This is a genomic window from Elizabethkingia miricola (assembly GCF_001675285.1).
Classification (GTDB): Bacteria; Bacteroidota; Bacteroidia; order Flavobacteriales; family Weeksellaceae; genus Elizabethkingia; species Elizabethkingia miricola.
On sequence record NZ_LSGQ01000027.1, the window covers coordinates 12,255 to 34,499 of the forward strand.

Genomic DNA, 22,245 nt, shown 5'->3' on the forward strand with positions numbered 1-22,245 from the left:
TTAATACAGAATATTATTATCGGTGTCATATTTCATTCCGGGATAATCCAGCAAACGCCGCATCAATCCCATTTGCCCGCAGAGATAATCCTGACGCCCAATACACATTCCTATAAAATTGAGTTTATCTTCTTTAATGAAGGGGATATCCATATTAATAGGAAACTTTTCAGATAGTTGTTCATCAGTAGCTTCTAAAAGCTTCTGATAGGCTTTAGGAGAAACAGCATGAAAGCTGTCTTTCAGTTCTTTCAGAGAAGGATAAGAAAAGCTTTCATCCAGTGCCTTTCCCATAAAAAATAAATCCTGATAAGGATCTTCTGTTGCTTCTCCCAGTATATGAGCGATAGCATAGCGAACATTTACATAATTTCCGGCCATCCAGATGATATGGTTGGTTCGTCCGTCAATTCTTTTCAGTGCATCTTCTTCTGTAATTCCGTCCAGAACATTCAGAAAGGTCTGAGTATGCATTCTGTAGGCAGGAATGATGACTTCTAATTTTAATGATTTTGGTGCATTCATTTGTAATTGTTTTAAGTCGGTTTTAAACTATCTCATTTCTTTATCAAAATTAAGAGTGAATGATATAATATGGACTTGCCATAGGGCAAGAAAAATAAAAGTCGTTTATCTATTTTTTAGCTTATACTGAATAGCTTTTTTAGCTGCTGAAAAAATAATAGCATGAACAAAATGTCCATGCTATTATTTTAATATTCTTTTTTATGAGAAACCAATTCTTTTCGGATTCTGCTAAGTGAAGTATCTGTTACGCCGAGATAAGATGCAATCTGTTTCAGGGGAGCAAATCTTACTACATCCGGTTTTTGCTCCATTAGGTTCAGATAACGTTTGGTTGCAGATAGTGTAACCATATCCAAAGAACGTTGTTTCATGGAAAAAACCTGATAACTGAACCAAAGACGCCCCCATTCGCTAAATCCGGGAATAGTATGATAAATATGCTGAAAATCATCGAACTCTATTTTCAGTAATGTACAATCTGTAACAGCCTGAAGATTTTCCTGTGAAGGAGTCCTTTGAAAAAGTGAAGCCGGAACAATTACAATATCTCCTTTTGTAAAAAACTCAGTCGTGATTTCGTTATTATCATAATCATATACGAAAGCTCGAACCAATCCGCTTTCAAGCAAATAATATTCATTGGCGGTCTCACCTTCATGCAGAAATATTTTACCCTTTTCTATTTCAGTTTTCTGGTGCTTCTCTGCAATTTGTATTATATCTTCATCGGACAAGAGAAAATGTTGATATACCTCTTTATAAATCGGATTCATAATTTCTTTCCAGTTTTTGATTAAAGATAATATTATTTCCGAAAGGATCGGTTACTGTAAAAGATAATGCTTCGTAAAATGTTTCTTGCAGCCCGGGTTTATTGTATTTATAGTCTTTTGCAGAGAGTTCTTTGTGAAATTCTTCTATCCCGTCACACCAAATAAATATATGGGTTCCGGGGGTGCCATCGCCATGATGTTCGCTGAGATGAAATTTAATATTGGCTCTCTGTATTTCCATGTATACAGGAAAATTCTCTTCGAATGTATGTTCCCACAGAATCTCAAAACCAAGCCAGTCTACATAAAATTCTTTTGCTTTCTGATAATCAAACATTCGTAAAACAGGAATAATGGCTTCTGCTTTCATAACAGTATTATTTAAAATAATGATAATTGTATTTCATTTGGTTTATCCGGTTTCTTAGCATCTCCCATTGTCGACTTACCTCCATATTGCCATGAAACGGCTCTTTCTTCTTCTATCAGCTGCTGAATATCAAAATTGGGTGTGAAGTTTTTTTCTGCATTCAGTACAATCTGATGCAGCTTGTTAATTGAATTCAGCTTATCAGAATTTCCCAGTTTAGATTTTTCTATCCCTTTTTGGAGAATCTGAATACTCTCATCATAAATTTTTATAGGAACAGGAAACGGATGTCCGTCTTTCCCACCATGTGCAAATGAAAAACGGGCAGGATCTTTGAAACGTGAAGGAGCACCATGAATAACTTCACTAACCAATGCCAGCGACTGCATGGTACGGGGCCCTACCCCTTCCAGCATAAGAAGGTCTTCAAAGTTTTGTGGCTGTTGCTCTCTTGTGATATAAAGCAAGGCTCCCAGTCGTTTAAGATCTACATCCGTTGCTCTTACATCATGATGTTCAGGCAGAATCAATCGGGCAAAATCCTGCATAATTTTGGCCGAATCTGTATGAGAAATATCAAGAATTCCTTTTCTGTTATCCGACGCTTCATTAGCCGTAAGATTCAGAATTGTTCCTTTGGAAATACCATTTATCCCAGTATGCGGCTCATCTATAAAAGAAGTAAGATTTTCGGATAACCAGTGGTAGCGTCTTGCTGTTCCATCGGCATCGTTAAGTCCTTGCTGAATTACACACCAATTACCATTATCTGTAACAACAAAATTATGCTGGTATAGCTGATAGCCATCCTGAATAGCTGTATTATCTACTTTTGCAGATAATTTACTGGCTTTTACAAGCTCTGTTCCATTAAGTCCGGTTTTATCCGCAATATATAGAAGTTCCTGCGGAGTATCTCTGGAATATTTTCCTTTTCCACCACAAATAAAGATTCCCAGGCTTTGAGAATTGGGATTAATAGCTCTTTTCAAAGCCCCCATTACAGAAGTTGTAATGCCTGAAGAATGCCAATCCATTCCTAATACGGCTCCAAAGCTTTGGAACCAAAAAGGATCGGATAATCGTCTTACAACTTCTTCTTTTCCATAATCGGCAAGTATAACTTCCATTATAGAAAGCCCAAGCGCAGACATCCGCTCGTATAACCAGGCGGGAACTTTTCCGTAGTGTAGTGGTAAATCTGCAGTTCCTGAACGTTTCATACCTCTAAGATAAAAAAACGACTCCGAAAAAGAATTACGAAGTCGTTTTTTATGATTTTTTGCTTTTAATTATTTCAAAGCAGCAAGAGCAGCATCATAGTTTGGCTCCTGAGCAATTTCCGGAACCTGTTCTGTATAAACTACGTTTCCGTTCTCATCTGCTACGACAACTGCACGGCTTAATAAACCTTGTAATGGAGAATCTGCTAAAGTCACTCCATAATCATCTCCAAAATGTCCTCTGAAATCAGATAATGTATCCACATTATTTAATCCTTCTGCTGCGCAAAATCTGCCTAATGCGAAAGGTAAATCTTTAGAAACATTTACTACCACTGTGTTGTCTAAGTTAGAAGCTTCCTGATTGAATTTTCTTGCAGAAGCTGCACAAACACCAGTATCAATACTTGGAAAAATATTTAATACTACCTTCTTTCCTTTGTAATCTGCTAAAGTTTTCTCAGACAGATCTGCATTTACCAGTGTAAAATCTTTTAATTGTTCTCCAATATTCGGAAGATTTCCTACTGTAGAAATCGCATTTCCTTTTAGTGTAATGTTTGCCATTATTTTGTCTATTTAATTTTAGATAAAAATACAGAATTCTTCTAAATTTCTACTGATAGTTCATTTTAAATTTATCATAAATTTCAGTACAAGAGAAACAAATAGAAAAACACAAGGTTTATTCTTAAAAGATACAGGCTTTTCTTTTGGAAGCTTAATATGCCAGACATTCTATTTAGTATTGAATTTCAATTGAATATGGAATATTTTACATTATTTTATCTGACTTTTAAATGTAGAATACTAAACATACAAATTCAACTGTATAAAGCTATTAGTAGTCTGCCTGATTTGAAAGCATATATAAATGTTTTAAACTAAATATTCAGTTTATGTCGTTCTACCAAAAAATTTCAGTCATTGGCTCCAAATATATAGGATTACCCAAACTTATGAAATGGGGTTTCAATCTTTCACCTATGTACAGAAGAAGTACTGCAAGAATCACTTCCGTATCTCCTGACCTACTCAATGTACAAATTAAGTTACCCATCAGCTATAAAAATCGAAACTATATGGGAACCATATTTGGTGGAAGTATGTTTTCAGCAGTTGATCCCATCCCAATGGTACAGCTGATTAATCTATTGGGGCATCAGTACGTCGTATGGGATAAATCTGCTCAGATATCTTTCAAACGTCCGGGAAATGTAGATTTATATGCAGAATTTACATACACAAAAGAAGAGCTTGAACAAATAATTGAACAAGTTGAACGTGAGAACGAAATCGAAATTGTAAAGACAACACAACTAACCAACAAAAGCAAAACGACTGTATACTGCGAAGTAAAGAAAACTATCTATATTGCAGGAAAGGCTTATTATAAAATGAAAAGAAAGGAAAAAGCCAGGCTATAAAATCTAAGCCTTCTTTTCAATCTTTTGGAAAGAAGCGTTTATTCCTTTAATCAGAGATGAGCTAAATCCTTGATGTTCCATTTCATTAAGGCCAACAATAGTACAGCCTTTAGGTGTTGTTACTTTATCAATCTCATCTTCCGGATGATTCTGATTCTGGATCAGCAATTCTGCAGCACCTTTTACAGTTTGATTTACAATCTGTACCGCTGTTTTAGCATCGAATCCAATCTGAATTCCTCCCTGTACCATTGCACGCATAAATCTCAGTACATAAGCAATTCCGCAAGCTCCCAAAACAGTTGCTGCTTCCATAAGGTCTTCATTGATCTGTATAACGCTACCTACATGAGACAGCAGACTTTTCACGCTTTCCAGCTTTTCTTTCTCCTGCCCGTTGTATACCAAACAAGTTAAGGATTCTCCTACATCCGAGGCTGTATTCGGCATCGCACGCATAGTTGTAACAGCTTTATTTTCTATTGCCTCCTGAATTTGCTGTATGCTAATCCCTGTTGCCATTGAAACAAGAATTTTGTCGGATGTAAAATATTGCTTGTATTCTTTTAATACTTCCAGAATATTAAAAGGCTTAAGTGCTACAATAACAATATCCGATTGTGTAATTGCATAAGCGTTATCTGAAGTTACTTCAATACCGTCTTTTTCCAGAAAAGCAATAGACTGAGTATTTCTTCTCGTTGCTATAATCTGATAATTCTCACCGGACTTCAATATGCCCTTTATAATGGAAAGTCCAAGGTTTCCCGTCCCTAATACAGCTATCTTCATAGACATTTGGTTTTTAGTTTATTTTTTTATCACAATAAAAGTAGTTCATTTTTGGCGATTTGTTCTAAAAATCATTCTAAAAACAGTAAATTTGTTACTCTAAAAAATAGATCATAGAGAGGGGCTCTCTTTTTATAACTAAGTTTAAAAAAACAAAAAAGAATGTCAGAAAAATCAAAAATCTACTACACACTAACGGATGAAGCGCCAATGTTGGCTACACACTCGTTTTTACCAATCGTAAAGGCATTTACAAAATCAGCAGATATCGAAATCGCTGTTCCTGATATTTCTTTAGCAGGAAGAATTTTAGCAAATTTCCCGGAATTCTTAAAAGACGATCAAAAGATCGGTGATGCATTGGCAGAATTAGGTGAATTAGCAACCAAACCAGATACTAATATCATTAAGTTACCAAATATTTCAGCTTCTGTCCCGCAATTAGATGCAGCTATCGCTGAATTACAAGGAAAAGGTTTTGCTGTTCCGAACTACCCTGCTGAGCCTAAAAATGATGAAGAAAAAGCAATTAAGGCTAAATATGCTAAGGTTTTAGGAAGTGCTGTAAACCCAGTGTTAAGAGAAGGAAATTCTGACAGACGTGCTCCAAAAGCAGTTAAGAACTACGCTAAAGCTAATCCTCACAGAATGGGTGACTGGGCATCTGACAGCAAAACAGATGTTGCTCACATGAACAGTGGAGACTTCTATGGTACTGAAACATCTACTACTGTAGAAAACGCTACTAAATTCAGAATCTTATTCAAAGGAAATGATGGTTCTGAAACTTTACTGAAGGATTTCGCTCCGCTTCAGGCCGGAGAAGTAATTGATTCTTCTGTAATGAACCTTAATGCATTAAAAGTTTTTGTTCAGCAGGCTATTGAAGAAGCTAAAAATAGAAATGTACTTCTTTCTGCTCACCTGAAAGCTACTATGATGAAGATTTCCGATCCTATTATCTTCGGAGCTATTGTGGAAACTTTCTTCAAAAATGTATTTACAAAATATGCTGAGACTTTCAAGTCATTAGATATAAACCCTAACAATGGTCTTGCTGATCTTTTTGAGAAAATCAAAGGAAATGCTCAGGAAGCTGACATTAAAGCTGATATTGAAGCAGCTTTAGCTAGCGGACCAAGAGTTGCTATGGTAAACTCTGATAAAGGTATTACTAACTTCCACGTTCCTTCTGATATTATTGTTGATGCATCTATGGCTGCTCTTGTAAGAGGTGGTGGTAAGATGTGGAACAAAGAAGGTAAAGAAGAAGATACAGTTGCTATTATCCCGGATCGTTCTTATGCAGGTTTCTACCAGGCTGTAATCGATGATATGAAAGCTCACGGAAAATTAGATCCTACAACTATGGGTTCTGTTCCAAACGTAGGATTGATGGCTCAGAAAGCTGAAGAATATGGTTCTCATGATAAAACTTTCCAGGTAAAAGCTGACGGAACTGTAGAAGTTCAGGATGAAGCCGGAACTGTTCTTCTTTCTCAGAAAGTAGAAAAAGATGACATCTTCAGAATGTGTCAGACTAAAGATGCTCCTATCCAGGACTGGGTAAAATTGGCAGTAAACAGATCCAGATTATCTGAAACTCCTGCAATTTTCTGGTTAGACAAAGGAAGAGCTCATGACAGAGAGATCATCAAAAAAGTAGAAAAATATCTTAAAGATTACGATACTACAGGTCTTGACATCAGAATTCTTGATGTAATGGATGCAATGACTGAAACTTTAAGAAGAGCAAGAGAAGGGAAAGATACAATTTCTGTTTCCGGAAACGTATTAAGAGATTACCTGACTGACCTTTTCCCAATCCTTGAACTTGGAACTTCTGCAAAAATGCTTTCTATTGTTCCATTAATGAATGGTGGTGGTTTGTTCGAAACCGGAGCCGGAGGTTCTGCACCTAAACACGTTGAGCAGTTCTTAGAAGAAGGTTACTTAAGATGGGATTCATTAGGTGAATTCCTGGCACTTCAGGCTTCTTTAGAGCATTTAGCACAAACTCAGAACAATCCTAAATCTCAGGTATTAGCAGATGCATTGGATGAAGCTAACGCTAAATTCCTTGCTACTGATAAATCCCCTGCAAGAAAAGTAGGTCAGATTGATAACAGAGGTTCTCATTTCTACCTTGCTATGTATTGGGCTGAAGCATTGGCTAATCAGACTGCGAATGCAGAAATTGCTGCACAGTTCAAGCCAATTGCACAAAACATGCAGGAAAACGAGGCTAAGATTAATGAAGAATTAATCGGAGCACAAGGACAACCTCAGAATATCGATGGTTACTTCAAAACTGATGAGGCTAAAACTTATGCAGCGATGAGACCAAGTGCTACATTGAATGCTATTATTGACGGAATCTAATTTCTGATTAATATATAATTTATATGAACCGGATGCTTTTAGTATCCGGTTTTTTTATTGCTGATTATGCTCTTTATCCACTGCCGGAAGTGTTGCTTTGTCTGTAAACTGGGAGTATTAACTCCTGTATTTTTACAATTGGGTCTATTCCTTGTAGATTTACTACGGCAAAAGTTTATAAAGAAACAAAAGAGAGAAAAGCAGGTTATTAATGAACCAGATTTGGAAAAATAAAAATGACTACTCCCTACGGGTTTTTAATGATGGTTTTATCATTGTAGAAATGCCCTTTGTTAGAAATTGTTATAAAGCTAGTATCTGGCTTTCTGAATCCTACAAATACAGAAACTGGACACATCTTGAAGCTTATAATCGTAGATCAGGACAATTTGTAGGAACATTTTCCCGTGATTCGTTTATACCTCCTTTTCCCAGATTTTAAACAGACAGAATTGTTTTAAGATCTTACCCTCTTTTTACCGATTACTACTTGGTTGTATCTTACCCACTTCTATAACAGATGTGGGTATTTTTTATTAGTTTATTATGTTAAATTGTTATTTAAAATAAAATGTTTAAGTTTAAATATTGAATCATTAAATTATTATTAAATGAAAAAAAATTTATTTTATCCCGCATTGTGGGGAATTTTGACATTATCAATTTTCTATTCCTGTCGTACAGATAGTGTAACAACTGAACAAACAGTAGCTTCAAAAGAGAAAATTGCTGCTTTTGAGAGATTTGAGAAACAGAATAATATCGTTCAGCCAATTGCTGGAGCAAATCAAACTACAACCCCTCAAAAGTATATAAGCTATGCTAAACCCTTTGCAGAGATTATTTCTAATTTTATACAAAATCATCCCGATTATGCTAAATGGATGGACAAATCTGTCGGAGTAATAAGACTGGATGTAGCTTCTCAAACTTTTGGAGAAGGTAAAAAAGCTATAATATTTCCAGTAACAGATGAAAACGGAAAAGTAACAGGAGCGTGGTATGGTATTATCAATGAAGAAAGAAGCTATGTTAACTTCTCTTATATGAATGATAATTCTCTTGAACTAGCAGATATTAAAAAAACTTTTCAGAATTACTATGATAAAAAGGTTGGTAGTTTGTCATCCAGAGCAATAGCATCAACATCAAAACTAATAAATCCGGTTGCCTTAAAAATGGTAATGAACAAAAGCCTATAGATATAGAAGAAGTAGTAATAACAAAGAAGAATCCAACAACTCCTCCTCCTGATCAATGGGTTCCTAAATATCCCGATGAGCCTTCCGGAGGTGGCGGAGCCGGAAGTAGTGGTCCTGGAACTGGTATGAGTGGTGGTAGTGGTACACATGCTGGTCCTAATAATGAACCTCCTAAAACAGATGATTCTTGTAGTAAATTAAAGGCTCTACAAAATACAGAAGAATATAAAAAGAGGATTGATGCTTTAGAAAAGAAGCTTAAAGAAACAAATGAAAATGGTTATATTCAAGACAAAGATGGAAATTATTCAGAATTGACACAAAGAAGCGAGTCAGAAAATTCAAGATCTATGAGATTACCTGATGATATTTCTAATTTAAAAGGATTTATTCATACTCATGTAGAGAAAACAACAGTAATGATAGATGGAAATGAATATGATGGTAAAGGAGTAGATATGTTTAGTCCTGCTGATGTAGAAAAATTCATGGAAATTGTTAAATTTTCATCAGATCAGGGAAGATCTCTTGATGAAACATATGGAGTAATGGTTTCTAGATCAGGTAATTACACTCTTAAATTTACAGGAAACAAGAACCAGATAATAACTAAATTCCAAGGGAATTCATTAAATAAAAGAGTTTACCTTGATTACATGATGAATAATTCCAAAGAATTTAAAGGGATGAGTTTAGAGCAAAAGTTTCTTAAATATCTTGATGAATATATGAATGTAAAAGGAGTGTCTTTATATAAAGACAATAAAAATGGAACAAATACAAGAATGGATCTAAATGATTCTAATAAAAAAGAAATGAAAAAGAATGATTGTTAAAAAAAATAAATTATGAAAAAAATAATGTTAATATTTGGAATATTGTTATTTACATATGCATCAGCACAACGAACAATAAGCTTGGAAGAAGAGACTAATTATTTAACAACTGGTGATAAAAAAGTTCCTGAAGATGTTTCTTATGTAAAAGATATTAATGGTGTTTTTGATAAATACACAGGAGTATGGAATGGCAACATAAATGGAAATACTATTGAATTTAGATTCAATAAAATTACAGTAGGAGATAATTCTTTTAAAAGAGATAAGGTTATAGCTAGAATTTTTGCTAAAGATGTTAATGGTAATGTTTTATATAATACTTTAAATGATTCTGATAGTAAAGCATTTCAAGGCGTTGATTTTTCAAAAAACATGAAAATTTATTCAATGATATATGAAGGACCTAAATCAATTGACTGCAATGAAGTTGGATTTATATATATATTAAATAATAATGGAGTCTTGAGACTCAAGTTTATAGCAGATACTGACATGTTGAAAGCAAATCAATGCCCTCAAGGTTATAAATTCTTAATTCCGGACGATACTACAATAACATTAACAAAACAATGATTTTCAAGGATACCCCGACTAACCTCGGATTTTTGTTTCAATACCTATTCTTTTATGAATAGGTATTTTTTTTGTTAAAATCCTGCTCTGATCGTATTTTGATCTTAAATTTTATTAATACTGAATTATATCCTACCAATTTATTTAATTATGGGATGATTTTTTATCTATATTCGGCGTCCTTTTTGAATTGTTAAAAAATGTTAATAAAATACCACATGAAAAAGTATAATCAGCTGACTATGCAACAAAGGATTCTTATATCCTTCCTTATTAAAAAAAACAAATCTCAAAGTTACATTGCTAAAGAATTAGGCGTACATCCCTCTACTGTATGTAGAGAGCTAAAGCGTAATAAAACCTCAAAGGGACGCTATAATTATAATCTGGCTCAATCCTTTTCAGAAGACCGCAGAGTATCTAAAAAACGATACACTAAATTTACAGATGATGTAAAAGCTTTTGTAGAAAGAAAGATTAAAAAACGTTGGTCTCCTGAACAAATAACAGATTACTGCCGTGTTAACTCTATTCCCATGGTTAGCCATGAAAGAAATTATATTAAATAAAAACTAATGCTACATATCTGAAAAATCACTAAATTTCTAAGTTAAAAATCAAGATCCATTATTAGCATGAAAAACAGAATTATACTTTCAGTCTGTCTATCTTTCATTTACAATATAAAAGCACAAAGTAAAATTGATCAGGCAATACAAGTACTTGATCAAAAGTATTCTCAGGAAAAAGTTTATCTTCTTTTTGATAAAGAGAAATATGTTTCAGGAGAGAATATGTGGTTCAAAGCATTTGTCTTTGATGGCTATAACCGATCCACAATATCATCTTCCTTATTTGTTGAACTGTATGACAGCAATAAAAGTATAATTGCCAAAAAGGTATTTCCTATCAATAATGGTGAGGGTAACGGCAGCATTAATCTTTCTGAAAAACTAAAAGAGGATGTTTATTTCGTGAGGGCCTATACGACATGGATGGCCAATTTTAGTGAGGACTTCCAGCTTGTACAGCCTGTTCCGGTATACAATCCTGCATCTCCGCAAAGACTGGTTATCAATAAGGATTCCAAATGGACGGCTAAGGCCTATCCTGAAGGCGGAACCTTTATAGAAAATCTTCCTACCAAATTCGCTGTAAGACTTCAAACCGAAGGCACTCCTCCATCCGAATGGCATGGTTATGTAACAGACAAAGATAATCCTGCTGAAAAAATTATCAGCTTCAAAGGATTGGATCAGAATGTAGGAGTATTCAACCTTACTCCCAAAAAAGGAAAGACATACCAAATCGTTGTTGAAGATAATAACGGCGTAAAACAAAATATTGATTTGCCTGTAGCCAAAGATACTGGTGTACATATACAAATAGCCAATACAGCGAAAGGTATTCAGTATACATTGAAAAGCAATAATCTTTCGGGATTGAAAGACTATAAAGTTATTGGTACTGTCAGTAATTTACTGGCCTATAAAGCCAATATCAGCATCAATAATAAAGAAGCTTCAAGTACCATCCCATCTTCTATCAGTAATAAAATGAATGGTATACTACAGTTGGCTGTATTTGACGAAAAAGAGAATCTTGTTGCTCAAAGATTATGTTTCATTGATCCTTCACAGCTACATGTAACTCAGCCCACCGTTTCATATTCACAAGCTGATAAAACACCACGTGCATACAATACAATTGAAATTCCGCCCCAGGAAAATTATTCCAATTATACCGTGGTTGTCCGGGATGATGCTAAAAACACTGAGAAAAATAACATTTTAAGTGCTTTATGGCTTACTGGTGATTTCTCTTCAAAAATAACCGCACCGGCACAGTATTTCACTAAAAATGCAAATACAGAAGCTCTGGATGGTCTTCTGATTTCTGAAAAATGGAATCGTTTTGACTGGAATGCTGTAATGGCAGGAAGAACACCTGATATAAAATACAAACCTGAGCCTTATTTTTCTTACAGAGGAAAATTGACAGTCAACAGCAGACCTCTTCCAAATACTTCTGCAAACCTGATATTCAAAACGCTTGACAACACAGTAATTAATGAAGTACAAACCGATGATGGAGGTTATTTCATGTTAAATAATATAAATACTGATGAACCTATAAAAGTCACCTATTTTTTAAATACTTTAAACAAAGCAGCTAGTAATCCTCCCAATCTTAGAATAGCTTTTGAACCAACTGTTGATTTTGTTACCTACAGAAGTTCATTACCTGCTACACAATACCATCTGGAAGACCGCCAGGCTGCAAATGATACTCCTGCACCGGAAATAGCCCGTGCAATAGCTAACAAAAAGAATCAGAAGCTTATACATGACAATGAAATTCTGATCAAAGAAGTACAATTAAAAGCTAAAAAGAGAGACGAGAAGAGAATACTTAATGACAAATTGAGTAGCGGAATATTTAGAAGTATGAATGAACAGGTATTCGATCTCGTGAATGAAAATCAGGATGCACAAGGCTCTCAAAATATATTACAATGGTTACAAGGTAAAGTTGCCGGATTAACTTTCCAAATGGATACTGGTGGAAATTACGTACCATATATGAGAGGGGGGAAAGCTGCATTATACCTTGATGAAGTTCCTATGGATGCCAGCATGATCAATAGTACACCTGTAAGTAATATTGCCATGGTAAAAGTTATCAAAGGATCCGGACTGCTTGGAAATGCTGTTGCTATATATACACGGAGAGGAGATATCCAACCCGCTACTCCAACCGTAAAAGATCCTTTTATGGATAATACTGCAACTATTTTAGGTTATGATAAAGTAGCAGAATTCTATAACCCGGATTACAGCAAAGAAGCCTATAAAAGTATTCCGAATGACACGCGTGATGTGTTATACTGGAATCCTGATTTAAAAGCTCAGGAAAAAGCTCCTTCTGCAATACAGTTTTATAATAATGATACCCCGAAAAATTATCAGGTTATTATTATAGGTTTTGATAAAGATGACAAACCTTTATACTATAACGGGACAATGCCATAATCCCTAATACTATAAAAAAGGACTGAAGAAATACTCTTCAGTCCTTTTGCTTTTTTATATAAATAGCTTAGATTATTTTAGAAAATCTACTATATTTTCCAATGGTCTTCCGATAACAGCTTTATTATCTCTTATAACAACAGGTCTTTGGATTAGCGTTGGATTATCCACCAAGACATTAACCCAATCTTCTTCATCTAATTCCTGTCCTGCATATTTTTCTTTAAATAGTGCATCGCTTTTTCTCACCAAATCTTCTGCTTTCATCCCAAGCTTTTGCAGTACTGATGTTACTTCTTGCTTATTCAATGGATTCTGAATAATATTAATAAGTTCAAAACCTATATTCTGATTTTCCAGATACTGTAATGCTTCTCTGGATTTAGAACATCTGCTGTTATGTAAGATTTGTATTCCCATTGCCTGGTTAAATTTTAGAATAAACCATTCAGGTTACTGTCAATACTATCTAAGATAAAACCAAAGTCTTCTGGCTTCTCAACAAAGTCAATATCATTAACATCTATAATAAGCAGTTTTCCTTCATCATAACCTTTGATCCATTTCTCGTACTTATCATTCAGTTTCGAAAGATAATCGATACTGATTCCGGCTTCGTAGTCTCTGCCTCTTTTTGCAATCTGAGCAACAAGTTTAGAGATATCTGCTCTTAAATAAATCAATAAATCCGGAGCTGATACAAAAGTTTTCATCAGATTGAATACTGACTTATAGTTATTAAAATCTCTTTCGGTTAAAAGCCCCATATCGTTAAGGTTTTCAGCAAATATATGAGCATCTTCATAGATCGTTCTGTCCTGAATAACATTCTTACCACTCTCACGGATTTCTTTAATTTGTTTAAAGCGACTTCCTAAGAAGTAAATCTGAAGATTAAACGCCCATTTAGCCATGTCGTGGTAGAAATCATCCAGATATGGATTGTGATCTACATCTTCAAACTGCGCTTCCCATCCATAATGTTTAGCCAACATCGTTGTGAGCGTGGTTTTTCCAGCCCCTATATTTCCTGTTACCGCAATGTGCATATCTTATTTTTTTCGAGGTGTAAAGATAAAGCTTGTTTGGCTCGATTGCAAACCCATTTTGAAAACAATGACTAAAGTCCGGAATTCCATTGTGTAGGATGTATACTTACGATTTATTACTTTTTTCCAGCAATACTTCTCCCCATTCATTAAGCTGCCACAGTACCTTTACCAAATCTTCACCAAGAGGTGTAAGGGAATACTCCACACGTGGTGGCAACTCAGGATAGGAAATTTTTGTTAAAAGACCTGCTGATTCCATTTCTTTAAGCTGCTGATTAAGAACGCGTCTGTCTACTTTACCAATTCCTTTGATAAATTCACTGGGACGTTTTTTACCTTCATTAATCTGCCAAACGATAGGGATTTTCCATTTTCCGCTTATTGCATTTACTGCAAATTCAAGTGGACATATTTTTTCTTCTATCGCTCTTTCCTTTGTATTCATAAAATTGACTTTTTTATCCCATAGGGACAAATTTATGCGTTATTGCCTATCTCCGGATAGTTATAAATCTTTGCAAAATTAAATAAAATCATATGGATATTTTAGCAAAAAACATTGCTCAATTCAACGAAGTATTAGCATCTCAAATTCCTGCAGAAACATTACAGGCTTTTCAAAGATCTGTTCAGGATTTGGAAGAGAAACAAACCGGAAGTAAAAGTCTTAAAATTGGAGAAAGATTTCCGGATTTTCAACTTTCCAATTTTGACGGACATACGTATTCTTTAAAAGATCTGTTAAAAAACAAACTAGTGATCGCCTTTCTCAGAGGAAGCTGGTGCCCTTACTGCAACCTGGAAATCCAAGCACTACAAAATGAACTTCACCAGTTTAAAGCAAAAGATGCAAATCTGATTGTCATTACACCACAACCATCGAGTATTAATGCTGAATGGCAGCAACAGCAAAATGCTGAATTTGAAATTTTATCGGATAAAGGTAATCTACTCGCTAAAAAATTGGGAATCGATATTGAGCTACAAGAGTTTGTTATTCCTCATTATAAAGCCATGGGAATAGACTTACTTCAAATTAATCAGACAGAACAATACTCTTTGCCAATCCCTGCTGTTTACGTTCTCGATTCTCATGCTACTATAACTTATAAATTTGTGAACCCTGATTATATGAAACGTGTTAATATAGAAGAATTATTAAATCAGCTCTAGACTAAAGCCTCAAAGCCAATTTGCTATGAGCAGAAAAAATTAAAGTAAGCTTTCGCTTACTTTAATTTTACTTCGTATATCTTCGGCCAGTTCTTACCGGTTACCAGCATATTATCACCTTTAAAGGCTATACCGTTCAGGACATCATCGGATCCTTTGGTATGTAATTTTACATAGTTAGAGAAATCATATCTCCCTACCACTTCCCCGGTTGCAGGATCAATTTTTAGTACCACAGGCTGTTGCCATACGTTAGCATAAATAAATCCTTTATAATACTCCAGTTCATTAATCTGACCATATGCCATTTCTGAACCAGCTACTCCGATTTTTCTTACCACTTTGGAAGGATCGTTAACATCCAGGAAATAGATATTAGAAGATCCATCTGAAGCAATCAGGTTTTTGCCGTCATAAGTTAGCCCCCAGCCTTCTGTCATCTCAGTTGGATACTGAAACTGACCTATCTGCTGTAAATTGGCTTTATTATAAATGAAACCAATTTTATTTTTCCAGTCCAGCTGAAACACTTTATCTCCGGCTATTGTACTTCCTTCAGAGAATATTTTTTCAACCAGCTGAGTTCCAGGAGCAGGACTAGGTTTAGCCTCAGCAATAGGCTGGGTCTGTCCTAATGTATATTTAATCAATCTGGACTGATCGAATTGTCCATCTGATTCATAGACTGTATTTCCGTCTAACTGAAATCCCTGTACAAAATTTTTCGGATCATGCGGATATTCAGCAACCTGCTCATAAGTAAGATTTTGCTCAGGTTTAGAGGCAAATACATTAATTGTTGCATCCTGGTTGATCACTTTACCATCTTTCATCTTAATGTTGAATGTTACATCATTCTCTCCCAGTGTGAAAAATTTAGGGTCAATAGTCAGTGTATTACTTTCTTTATCTCCGAAGCTTATACTGATGCTTTCTGCATTTCCTGTTACATCGGAAGGCAAAGCTATCTTATCTCCGAAATGATAGCCTTTGTCCTGCATTGTAGCATTATATTCCTGAATACTTTTTATAACTGTTTTCTCCTTGTTACAGGAAGCTAAAAGTGTAAGAGCCATAAGCCCTATAACTATATTTTTTTTCATTTACCTATTTTTATTTTCAGGGGTATTCATCCCCTTTTATAATTGAGTCAAAAGTACAAAATTTTATCCCGAAAAATCACCAAGCATATCCATTGTTGGTACAAAAAACAAAATTCCGGTTTTTGCAGTACTGAAGTCTAGTATTCTGTCATAATTGCCTGCAGGATCACCAACAAACATACTTTCAAGCATTTTTTGTACGGTACTGAATGTACTGGCATAGGCGATAAAATAAGTTCCGGTTTCAGAACTTGTCCGAAAAGGCATATTATCCCGAACCACTTTGAAATCATCTCCTACATTAGCCAGAGCACTGTGCGAATTTGCAGGCTTCACGTCATCTGTCATTTCTATATCACTTGCTTTGTAGCGGCCAATTACTTTTTCCTGCTCTGGTACAGGCAATGAATTCCATGCTTTCATATCATGAGTATATTTCTGTACAAACAGATAGCTTCCCCCTTCATACACCTCATCTTCTGTTCCTACCTTTGCAAAGAAATCGCGGTCGGATCCCTGTGGGTTTTCTGTTCCGTCTACAAATCCCAATATGGCTCTTCCATCCCAATATCTGAAACCATGTATTTCCTCTATACAGCTTGCAACAGGAGATAATACATCGGAGATTGCTGTGGCCATATCAAAACAAATACTGAACTGATCTGCCCTGATATGGAAGTGCAAATCACCCGGAGTAGAAACAGCTGTATGCTTCTCCCCTTTTATTTCTTTAAAGATATCAAGCTCTTTAGGTAGCGGTTCCTGAAGTTCCAGCTTTTTCCATGCATTATAACCGATTCCCATAACGCAGCTAACCCTTACATTTGGAAAACGTACTGCTGCGGAATTATTAAGATTCGAAACCAAAGCACATACTCTCTGAAAAGCTTCTTTAATATTATCTGTGTTTTTAAAATTCCATACCATGAAATAGGTATTGGCATTAGGATTATCTGTTACTTTTTGTGATTGTACAGCCATATTATTTGTCAAAAAAAACGATTAAATCAATATAAATTTACTCCAATAATAATTATTTCAAAGTTTCTATATCCTGACCAAACTGCAGGATATAACCATTGTTATCATAAATAGCAAATTCCCGCATTTGCCACGGAAAATCTTCAATATTATAACATATCTCTGTTTTATCTTTCAGCTGTTCCCAAAGATTATTAACATCCTGAATGTTAAAATAAAATGATCCGGAAAACATTGAGCTTTTGAAAGGAATCTGCTCATTAGGTTTAGAAAACATAATCTCAACATCATCTTTTTTCAGCAATGCCCACTGCCATTCTTCATCTTTTTTCAGGCACTGAAACCCTAAATTTGTTGTATAGAATTCAATCGTTTCATCTAATTCTGTTGTCCATAAATTAGGGGTAAGTGTATTAAACTTTATCTCCATTATTTTCTAAAAAATTTTTAAGTGATTTACCCAGAATTTCATTCCAGCCCGCTTTATAATTTTCTTTTGCAAAGTCGGCTCCGGCATCTGAAAAACTATCCAATCCTGTATGTGTTAAGGTAAGCTTTGTTCCGTTATCTGTTTTTTCAAGTTCCCATAACAATTCCGATGAGCCTCTGCTATGATCCGGGTGTGTCCAGGTATGCTTTAAAAACCTGTTAGGTTCAAAACCAAGTACCTGACAGCGATGAAGATATTTTTTCTCATCCCCGGGTTCAAAAAAATCGAATACAGCTCCCTCTTTAAGAACAAAGTTGGGAATATCAAAATACCAGATTTTCATTTCATCTTTATCGGTAATAGCCTTCCATACTTGTTCTACAGGTACGTTATATGTTTCGGTAATGATAACTGACATAACCCATATTTTCCAATAAAGCTAAACAATATTTCAGTTATTCTTCGCCTATTTATGAAAGTTTATGAATTTTCATGAGGTATTTCATAAAAAAAGGTGAGCAAGCTCACCTTTTAATTTTATTCACTTAAAGAATAAGTTAATTTAAATCCTGTTTAAATTTTATTATTAATACTCTTCGACAGGCTCAGAGTGACATTGCTCATATCAATTATCCTCTTTTTAGAGGTGTCAGGCTGAGTTAAGTCTATAGTGAGCATGACGAACTATCGAAGCCTAATACTTTTTTGAATCAAAATTAAACAGGCTCTTATTTTAAATCGATTAATTCGTCCTCAGACTTTACTTCTTCAGGCTTAAGATAGCGGAACATCTTCCATAACTTTATTTTCAAAGCAATCCAGCCTAAAACCCCATATACAATCAGAAGAATAATCAGATGTTGTAAATACGGATAAGTAAGTTCAACAGAGCCTTTCTGAATCAGAAGTATTTTGAATGCCTGTAAAAATGGTGTCAGCGGAATAATATTCGCTAAAAACTGTACCGCCGCCGGCATTGCACTAAGCGGCCATGTAAAACCGCTGATAATAAAAGACGGCGACGCCAATACCATTAAGATCTGTGTAGCCTTTAATGCATCCGGAATCAGAATACTGATAAATACTCCCAGAAATGATGCAGATCCAACAAAAACTGCAGTAAGCAATATAAAGTTAAAAATACCTTCCGGCATTGGAACCTTAAAGATCATATGCATAAGGTAATAGATTCCTACAATAAGAATCGAGAAAAACCATATCGGAATTACTTTTATCAGCATGGTAGGGAAAGCCCATCTGCGCATTCCGTAATATTCTTTAATAAACGACCCTCTCTGGAATTCCGCAGCAAAGCTTACTGCCATTGCCAAAAGGATTACTTGCTGCAGCACTACTGCAAGCATCGCAGGCCACATAAAGATAAGGTAGTTACTGGTTGTATTAAACAGGGTAATATAATTAGTCTTAAAAGGCTCGTATTGGGTTGCAGCTTTAACAGCCGGCATTCCCATTTTCTGAAGACCTTTTATAGAAGCTCCCGCAGAGAAAGTACCAATTGTAAGCTGTAGTGCTTTAGAAGCAAAATTAGCTGTTAAAACATTTCCGGTATTCACATAAACATTAAGCTCCGGATATTTTTTCTGCAGCATATCTGCCTCAAATTTTGCCGGAATCATAACCACTGCAGCTGCTTCATTTTTTATAACTTCATCCTTTATGCTTTGTGGCTCCTGTATATATTTAATAACTTTTATACTGCTGTTATCATCCAGCATATCAGTCAGCTGATTAGACAAGGGAGTGTTGTCTCTGTCTACAACCAATACCGGAATATTCTCTACTTTTCCGCTTTGGTAAACAAAACCTAATAAAACAGCATACAGAATCGGAGCCAGAAAGAATACTGACCTCAAGGTATCATTGGCTACAAAAAGCTTAAATTCTCGCTTTAAAAGACGCAGAAATTCTTTCATAGACCTTATTATTTCAGGATAATATTTGCATTCACCAGGATATTCTGAGCTTTCTTCATATCCTTTGGTTTTACTTTGATTTCATAAATAGCATCCTGAAGCTGATAGTCCGGATAAGCGGTTGTAATATCAGCATAGCGGGTAAGCTGCTTGATGTAAACAATTGTTCCTTCCAACTCTTCTTTGTTGTAGACCACCTGCATTTTCACCTCCTCACCTTTCTTATATTTAGCAATCTTACTTTCCGGAATTGTAAAACGGAAGTAAGTACTCGAAGGAATATAACCGTTGAACAATGCAAAACCTGCTGTTGCCAATTCTCCCGGATTAAGGCTGATGGTTTCTATCTCCATATCGTTTGTTGCAATAACATAACGTTCGGAATATGCTACATTAGCTTCCTGTAAAGCTCCCTGAGCCTGAGAAGCCTGTCCGGCAGCCATTTCTATTTTTTCATAGCGCGTTCCTCTCTTTACATCGTCGAGTTCCGCATTTACTGCATCGAATTGTGCTTTTGCTCCCTGCAGTTTAGCGTAAACCTCATCATAGGCTTGTGGGGACATCAGACTGTCTCTATACATATTGGATGCTCTTCTGAAAGATTTCTGTGCAAAATCATATTGCTCTTTCAGACCTTTATATTTAGCCTGAAGTTGTTTCATCTGGTCTGCAGTTGCTCCATTTTTTGCCATTTGCTCTTGTGCCTGAGCTGCACTTACAGCCCCTTTTGCCTGAGCTATTTTAGCAGTAACTTCCGGAATATCTAATAAAGCCAGTGTATCTCCTTTTTTTACAGTTTGACCTTCACTTACTAATATTTTCACAATTCTTCCGGTAACTTTAGGGGCAAAAGAAATAACATCCTTTTTAGTTTTCCCTTCAAATTCGGACATGTTGCCTTTATCGCTTCCGCAACTGCCCAGAATAAATAAACTGAAAAGAGGTATATAGATATTTTTTTTCATAATGTTCTTTTTATAAACCTTGATAAAGCTTGGTTACATCTAATTCCTGAGTAGATTTCATCAGCTCGATAGCTGCTCTTCTCTGGTTGAATATCGCGTTTTGGTAGTCTAGCTCTGCAGCTTCCAGATCATTTTCGGCTTCTATCAGCTGTGTAGATTTTGCCATTCCGTAGCGGAATTCTTTCTCAGCCTGAACCAATGCATTCTGTGCCAGTTCTTTTTGTTTCTTTTTCAATGCAATTTGCGCATAGGCAATATCGTAATTAGACTGGTTATTGGCCAGATTCAGTGTCAGCTTTCTCGTAGCGTCATATTTCTGAGTCTGCAGCATTTCTTTATTTACTTTTGCCAGTTCTTCAGCATGTTTACCTTCCTTACCATCAAATATTTCCCATTTGAATCCTACTCCCGCAGTAAGCAATGGAAATACTGCCAGATTATTGGGTCTCCAGTCAAGTTTTCTTCCCGGATAATTCAGCTCCGGAATTGCCGGAATAATATTATCTGAAGTTTTGATCCTGTTACTATAAAGACCAATATAGTATAAAGAAGCCATTAACTGAACTTTTGGAACCCACCATGTTCTTTCTGCCTGTATTTTATAATCTGCAGCATTAATTCCATGATCGAGTGCGCGAATTTCAGCTCTTTCTTCGATGCTTTTCTGCAACGGAAGACTTTCCACCGGAACCAATACAGGGTTTATCAAACGTAATCTTTCTTTTTCTACTCCCGTCAATACTTCCAACTGTGTCAGCAGAAGTTCTTTCTTTCCTTCATATTCTACAACCTTTGCATCCAGGGTTGCCTGAGCCAGTTCAATTTTCTTATGATCGTATGGTGTAATAAGACCATAACCTAAAGCTTTATCTGCTGTTTTTCTGTTGGCATCCAGTCTTCTCTTGCTTTCATCCAGAACAATTTTGGACTGGTGAATTAGCGCCAATTGGTCATAAGCACGGGAAACGGTTGTAATAACCTCATCACGTGTTTTTTCCAATAGGATATCTTCCGACTTTTTCTTTTCTTCTAATGCCTTATTCAGATATTTCACTTTTCCACCGGAATACAACAGCATTTTTGCATCTGCTTTCGCGATTCCTGAAAACCCTGAAATATTAAGATTGTTGCTATACTGTCCGCTTGGAATAGTAAGAAAAGGTTCCAGATTTATTTCCGGAGAACTCAGACGGGTTGTCGCATTAAGATAACCTGCCTGCCCACTAATTTCCAGTGTAGGCAGAAAGATATCTTTAAGTTTATGCTGATCGAGTTCTGTGACCTTATTTTTGGTCTTCTGCATCATTAAATCTGCATCGCGTACAATAGCACTTTCCAGCAATTCTTTGAAGTCGGGAGCCGATTGTCCCCATCCCAAAACAGGGAGTAAAAACAAGCTTATCCCATACAGTGATAATCTGTTCCTCATCATTCTATTTTTCACAAAAATAATACAAAAAAAATGG

The 22,245-nt window shown here is 35.5% G+C and carries 24 protein-coding genes and 1 pseudogene; 9 read left to right on the top strand and 16 right to left on the bottom strand.

The window, feature by feature from the left end; translation table 11 throughout:
* The 5 genes from ATE49_RS11865 to tpx form a co-directional block, all read right to left on the bottom strand.
* Positions 1-525 carry a DinB family protein gene (locus ATE49_RS11865; RefSeq protein WP_065082357.1) on the bottom strand — a complete coding sequence of 175 codons (525 nt, stop codon included), beginning with the start codon at positions 523-525 and terminating at the stop codon, positions 1-3.
* A 188-nt stretch (positions 526-713) separates the two neighbouring features.
* Positions 714-1,301 (bottom strand): Crp/Fnr family transcriptional regulator, encoded by a 588-nt coding sequence (locus ATE49_RS11870; RefSeq protein WP_065082358.1) that lies wholly within the window; start codon positions 1,299-1,301, stop codon positions 714-716.
* Positions 1,285-1,671, bottom strand: a complete 387-nt coding sequence (locus ATE49_RS11875; RefSeq protein WP_065082359.1) for a glyoxalase superfamily protein — start codon at positions 1,669-1,671, stop codon at positions 1,285-1,287. Before ATE49_RS11875 ends, ATE49_RS11870 begins: the two co-directional genes overlap by 17 nt.
* 11 nt (positions 1,672-1,682) lie before the next feature.
* The gene (locus ATE49_RS11880; RefSeq protein ID WP_065082360.1) at positions 1,683-2,894 is read right to left on the bottom strand and encodes a DUF763 domain-containing protein; all 1,212 of its coding nucleotides are present in this window, start codon (positions 2,892-2,894) and stop codon (positions 1,683-1,685) included.
* A 69-nt stretch (positions 2,895-2,963) separates the two neighbouring features.
* Positions 2,964-3,461, bottom strand: a complete 498-nt coding sequence (gene tpx, locus ATE49_RS11885; protein WP_009090558.1) for a thiol peroxidase — start codon at positions 3,459-3,461, stop codon at positions 2,964-2,966.
* 332 nt (positions 3,462-3,793) lie between these two features.
* Here tpx and ATE49_RS11890 point away from each other — a divergent pair, with 332 nt between their 5' ends.
* A complete protein-coding gene (locus ATE49_RS11890; RefSeq protein WP_045184785.1) occupies positions 3,794-4,321 on the top strand; it encodes a DUF4442 domain-containing protein in 528 nt (175 codons plus the stop codon).
* 3 nt (positions 4,322-4,324) lie between these two features.
* On the opposite strand, the gene proC is transcribed toward ATE49_RS11890, so the two are convergent.
* Positions 4,325-5,113, bottom strand: coding sequence for a pyrroline-5-carboxylate reductase (gene proC / locus ATE49_RS11895; RefSeq protein WP_078795489.1), 789 nt, complete (start codon positions 5,111-5,113; stop codon positions 4,325-4,327).
* Between the two features lie 162 nt (positions 5,114-5,275).
* Here proC and ATE49_RS11900 point away from each other — a divergent pair, with 162 nt between their 5' ends.
* The 7 genes and pseudogenes from ATE49_RS11900 to ATE49_RS11930 all read left to right on the top strand — a co-directional run bounded on the left by ATE49_RS11900 (position 5,276) and on the right by ATE49_RS11930 (position 13,141).
* Positions 5,276-7,495 (top strand): NADP-dependent isocitrate dehydrogenase, encoded by a 2,220-nt coding sequence (locus ATE49_RS11900; protein WP_065082362.1) that lies wholly within the window; start codon positions 5,276-5,278, stop codon positions 7,493-7,495.
* 211 nt (positions 7,496-7,706) lie between these two features.
* On the top strand, positions 7,707-7,937 hold the full coding sequence (locus ATE49_RS11905) for a hypothetical protein (RefSeq protein ID WP_065082363.1): 231 nt from the start codon (positions 7,707-7,709) through the stop codon (positions 7,935-7,937).
* Between the two features lie 169 nt (positions 7,938-8,106).
* Positions 8,107-8,697 (top strand): hypothetical protein, encoded by a 591-nt coding sequence (locus ATE49_RS11910; RefSeq protein ID WP_065082364.1) that lies wholly within the window; start codon positions 8,107-8,109, stop codon positions 8,695-8,697.
* Between the two features lie 125 nt (positions 8,698-8,822).
* Positions 8,823-9,533 (top strand): hypothetical protein, encoded by a 711-nt coding sequence (locus ATE49_RS11915; protein ID WP_065082365.1) that lies wholly within the window; start codon positions 8,823-8,825, stop codon positions 9,531-9,533.
* A 12-nt stretch (positions 9,534-9,545) separates the two neighbouring features.
* On the top strand, positions 9,546-10,109 hold the full coding sequence (locus ATE49_RS11920; protein WP_090346978.1) for a hypothetical protein: 564 nt from the start codon (positions 9,546-9,548) through the stop codon (positions 10,107-10,109).
* Between the two features lie 218 nt (positions 10,110-10,327).
* Positions 10,328-10,669: pseudogene (locus ATE49_RS11925) on the top strand (transposase); the annotation flags it as partial.
* A 75-nt stretch (positions 10,670-10,744) separates the two neighbouring features.
* Positions 10,745-13,141 carry a hypothetical protein gene (locus ATE49_RS11930; RefSeq protein ID WP_065082368.1) on the top strand — a complete coding sequence of 799 codons (2,397 nt, stop codon included), beginning with the start codon at positions 10,745-10,747 and terminating at the stop codon, positions 13,139-13,141.
* A gap of 72 nt (positions 13,142-13,213) precedes the next feature.
* Here ATE49_RS11930 and arsC read toward each other — a convergent pair whose 3' ends face one another.
* The 3 genes from arsC to ATE49_RS11945 all read right to left on the bottom strand — a co-directional run bounded on the left by arsC (position 13,214) and on the right by ATE49_RS11945 (position 14,638).
* Complete coding sequence (gene arsC / locus ATE49_RS11935; RefSeq protein WP_065082369.1) at positions 13,214-13,561, bottom strand: arsenate reductase (glutaredoxin); 348 nt, start codon at positions 13,559-13,561, stop codon at positions 13,214-13,216.
* 14 nt (positions 13,562-13,575) lie between these two features.
* On the bottom strand, positions 13,576-14,190 hold the full coding sequence (locus tag ATE49_RS11940) for a deoxynucleoside kinase (RefSeq protein WP_009090550.1): 615 nt from the start codon (positions 14,188-14,190) through the stop codon (positions 13,576-13,578).
* A 106-nt stretch (positions 14,191-14,296) separates the two neighbouring features.
* Complete coding sequence (locus tag ATE49_RS11945) at positions 14,297-14,638, bottom strand: winged helix-turn-helix transcriptional regulator (RefSeq protein WP_065082370.1); 342 nt, start codon at positions 14,636-14,638, stop codon at positions 14,297-14,299.
* Between the two features lie 92 nt (positions 14,639-14,730).
* Here ATE49_RS11945 and ATE49_RS11950 point away from each other — a divergent pair, with 92 nt between their 5' ends.
* The gene (locus tag ATE49_RS11950; protein WP_059345481.1) at positions 14,731-15,366 is read left to right on the top strand and encodes a peroxiredoxin family protein; all 636 of its coding nucleotides are present in this window, start codon (positions 14,731-14,733) and stop codon (positions 15,364-15,366) included.
* Between the two features lie 56 nt (positions 15,367-15,422).
* Here ATE49_RS11950 and ATE49_RS11955 read toward each other — a convergent pair whose 3' ends face one another.
* The 7 genes from ATE49_RS11955 to ATE49_RS11985 all read right to left on the bottom strand — a co-directional run bounded on the left by ATE49_RS11955 (position 15,423) and on the right by ATE49_RS11985 (position 22,211).
* Positions 15,423-16,469, bottom strand: coding sequence for a glutaminyl-peptide cyclotransferase (locus tag ATE49_RS11955; protein ID WP_045178867.1), 1,047 nt, complete (start codon positions 16,467-16,469; stop codon positions 15,423-15,425).
* A 63-nt stretch (positions 16,470-16,532) separates the two neighbouring features.
* Complete coding sequence (locus tag ATE49_RS11960) at positions 16,533-17,450, bottom strand: Dyp-type peroxidase (protein WP_065082371.1); 918 nt, start codon at positions 17,448-17,450, stop codon at positions 16,533-16,535.
* A gap of 52 nt (positions 17,451-17,502) precedes the next feature.
* Positions 17,503-17,880: a VOC family protein gene (locus ATE49_RS11965; RefSeq protein WP_065082372.1), complete on the bottom strand. Its 378-nt coding sequence runs from the start codon at positions 17,878-17,880 to the stop codon at positions 17,503-17,505.
* On the bottom strand, positions 17,864-18,298 hold the full coding sequence (locus ATE49_RS11970) for an SRPBCC family protein (protein WP_065082373.1): 435 nt from the start codon (positions 18,296-18,298) through the stop codon (positions 17,864-17,866). The genes ATE49_RS11965 and ATE49_RS11970 overlap by 17 nt, the downstream gene beginning before the upstream one ends.
* A 310-nt stretch (positions 18,299-18,608) precedes the next feature.
* Complete coding sequence (locus tag ATE49_RS11975) at positions 18,609-19,814, bottom strand: ABC transporter permease (protein WP_059156268.1); 1,206 nt, start codon at positions 19,812-19,814, stop codon at positions 18,609-18,611.
* A gap of 8 nt (positions 19,815-19,822) precedes the next feature.
* Positions 19,823-20,779 (bottom strand): HlyD family secretion protein, encoded by a 957-nt coding sequence (locus ATE49_RS11980; protein ID WP_059345477.1) that lies wholly within the window; start codon positions 20,777-20,779, stop codon positions 19,823-19,825.
* A 10-nt stretch (positions 20,780-20,789) separates the two neighbouring features.
* On the bottom strand, positions 20,790-22,211 hold the full coding sequence (locus tag ATE49_RS11985) for a TolC family protein (RefSeq protein WP_228099769.1): 1,422 nt from the start codon (positions 22,209-22,211) through the stop codon (positions 20,790-20,792).
* Between the last annotated feature and the right edge of the window lie 34 nt (positions 22,212-22,245).

Bases quoted from the DNA above. Each gene is read 5' to 3' on its own strand.
- ATE49_RS11865 (WP_065082357.1), bottom strand. From the start codon at position 525: ATGAATGCACCAAAATCATTAAAATTAGAAGTCATCATTCCTGCCTAC.
- ATE49_RS11870 (WP_065082358.1), bottom strand. From the start codon at position 1,301: ATGAATCCGATTTATAAAGAGGTATATCAACATTTTCTCTTGTCCGAT.
- ATE49_RS11875 (WP_065082359.1), bottom strand. From the start codon at position 1,671: ATGAAAGCAGAAGCCATTATTCCTGTTTTACGAATGTTTGATTATCAG.
- ATE49_RS11880 (WP_065082360.1), bottom strand. From the start codon at position 2,894: ATGAAACGTTCAGGAACTGCAGATTTACCACTACACTACGGAAAAGTT.
- tpx (WP_009090558.1), bottom strand. From the start codon at position 3,461: ATGGCAAACATTACACTAAAAGGAAATGCGATTTCTACAGTAGGAAAT.
- ATE49_RS11890 (WP_045184785.1), top strand. From the start codon at position 3,794: ATGTCGTTCTACCAAAAAATTTCAGTCATTGGCTCCAAATATATAGGA.
- proC (WP_078795489.1), bottom strand. From the start codon at position 5,113: ATGAAGATAGCTGTATTAGGGACGGGAAACCTTGGACTTTCCATTATA.
- ATE49_RS11900 (WP_065082362.1), top strand. From the start codon at position 5,276: ATGTCAGAAAAATCAAAAATCTACTACACACTAACGGATGAAGCGCCA.
- ATE49_RS11905 (WP_065082363.1), top strand. From the start codon at position 7,707: ATGAACCAGATTTGGAAAAATAAAAATGACTACTCCCTACGGGTTTTT.
- ATE49_RS11910 (WP_065082364.1), top strand. From the start codon at position 8,107: ATGAAAAAAAATTTATTTTATCCCGCATTGTGGGGAATTTTGACATTA.
- ATE49_RS11915 (WP_065082365.1), top strand. From the start codon at position 8,823: ATGAGTGGTGGTAGTGGTACACATGCTGGTCCTAATAATGAACCTCCT.
- ATE49_RS11920 (WP_090346978.1), top strand. From the start codon at position 9,546: ATGAAAAAAATAATGTTAATATTTGGAATATTGTTATTTACATATGCA.
- ATE49_RS11930 (WP_065082368.1), top strand. From the start codon at position 10,745: ATGAAAAACAGAATTATACTTTCAGTCTGTCTATCTTTCATTTACAAT.
- arsC (WP_065082369.1), bottom strand. From the start codon at position 13,561: ATGGGAATACAAATCTTACATAACAGCAGATGTTCTAAATCCAGAGAA.
- ATE49_RS11940 (WP_009090550.1), bottom strand. From the start codon at position 14,190: ATGCACATTGCGGTAACAGGAAATATAGGGGCTGGAAAAACCACGCTC.
- ATE49_RS11945 (WP_065082370.1), bottom strand. From the start codon at position 14,638: ATGAATACAAAGGAAAGAGCGATAGAAGAAAAAATATGTCCACTTGAA.
- ATE49_RS11950 (WP_059345481.1), top strand. From the start codon at position 14,731: ATGGATATTTTAGCAAAAAACATTGCTCAATTCAACGAAGTATTAGCA.
- ATE49_RS11955 (WP_045178867.1), bottom strand. From the start codon at position 16,469: ATGAAAAAAAATATAGTTATAGGGCTTATGGCTCTTACACTTTTAGCT.
- ATE49_RS11960 (WP_065082371.1), bottom strand. From the start codon at position 17,450: ATGGCTGTACAATCACAAAAAGTAACAGATAATCCTAATGCCAATACC.
- ATE49_RS11965 (WP_065082372.1), bottom strand. From the start codon at position 17,880: ATGGAGATAAAGTTTAATACACTTACCCCTAATTTATGGACAACAGAA.
- ATE49_RS11970 (WP_065082373.1), bottom strand. From the start codon at position 18,298: ATGTCAGTTATCATTACCGAAACATATAACGTACCTGTAGAACAAGTA.
- ATE49_RS11975 (WP_059156268.1), bottom strand. From the start codon at position 19,814: ATGAAAGAATTTCTGCGTCTTTTAAAGCGAGAATTTAAGCTTTTTGTA.
- ATE49_RS11980 (WP_059345477.1), bottom strand. From the start codon at position 20,779: ATGAAAAAAAATATCTATATACCTCTTTTCAGTTTATTTATTCTGGGC.
- ATE49_RS11985 (WP_228099769.1), bottom strand. From the start codon at position 22,211: ATGATGAGGAACAGATTATCACTGTATGGGATAAGCTTGTTTTTACTC.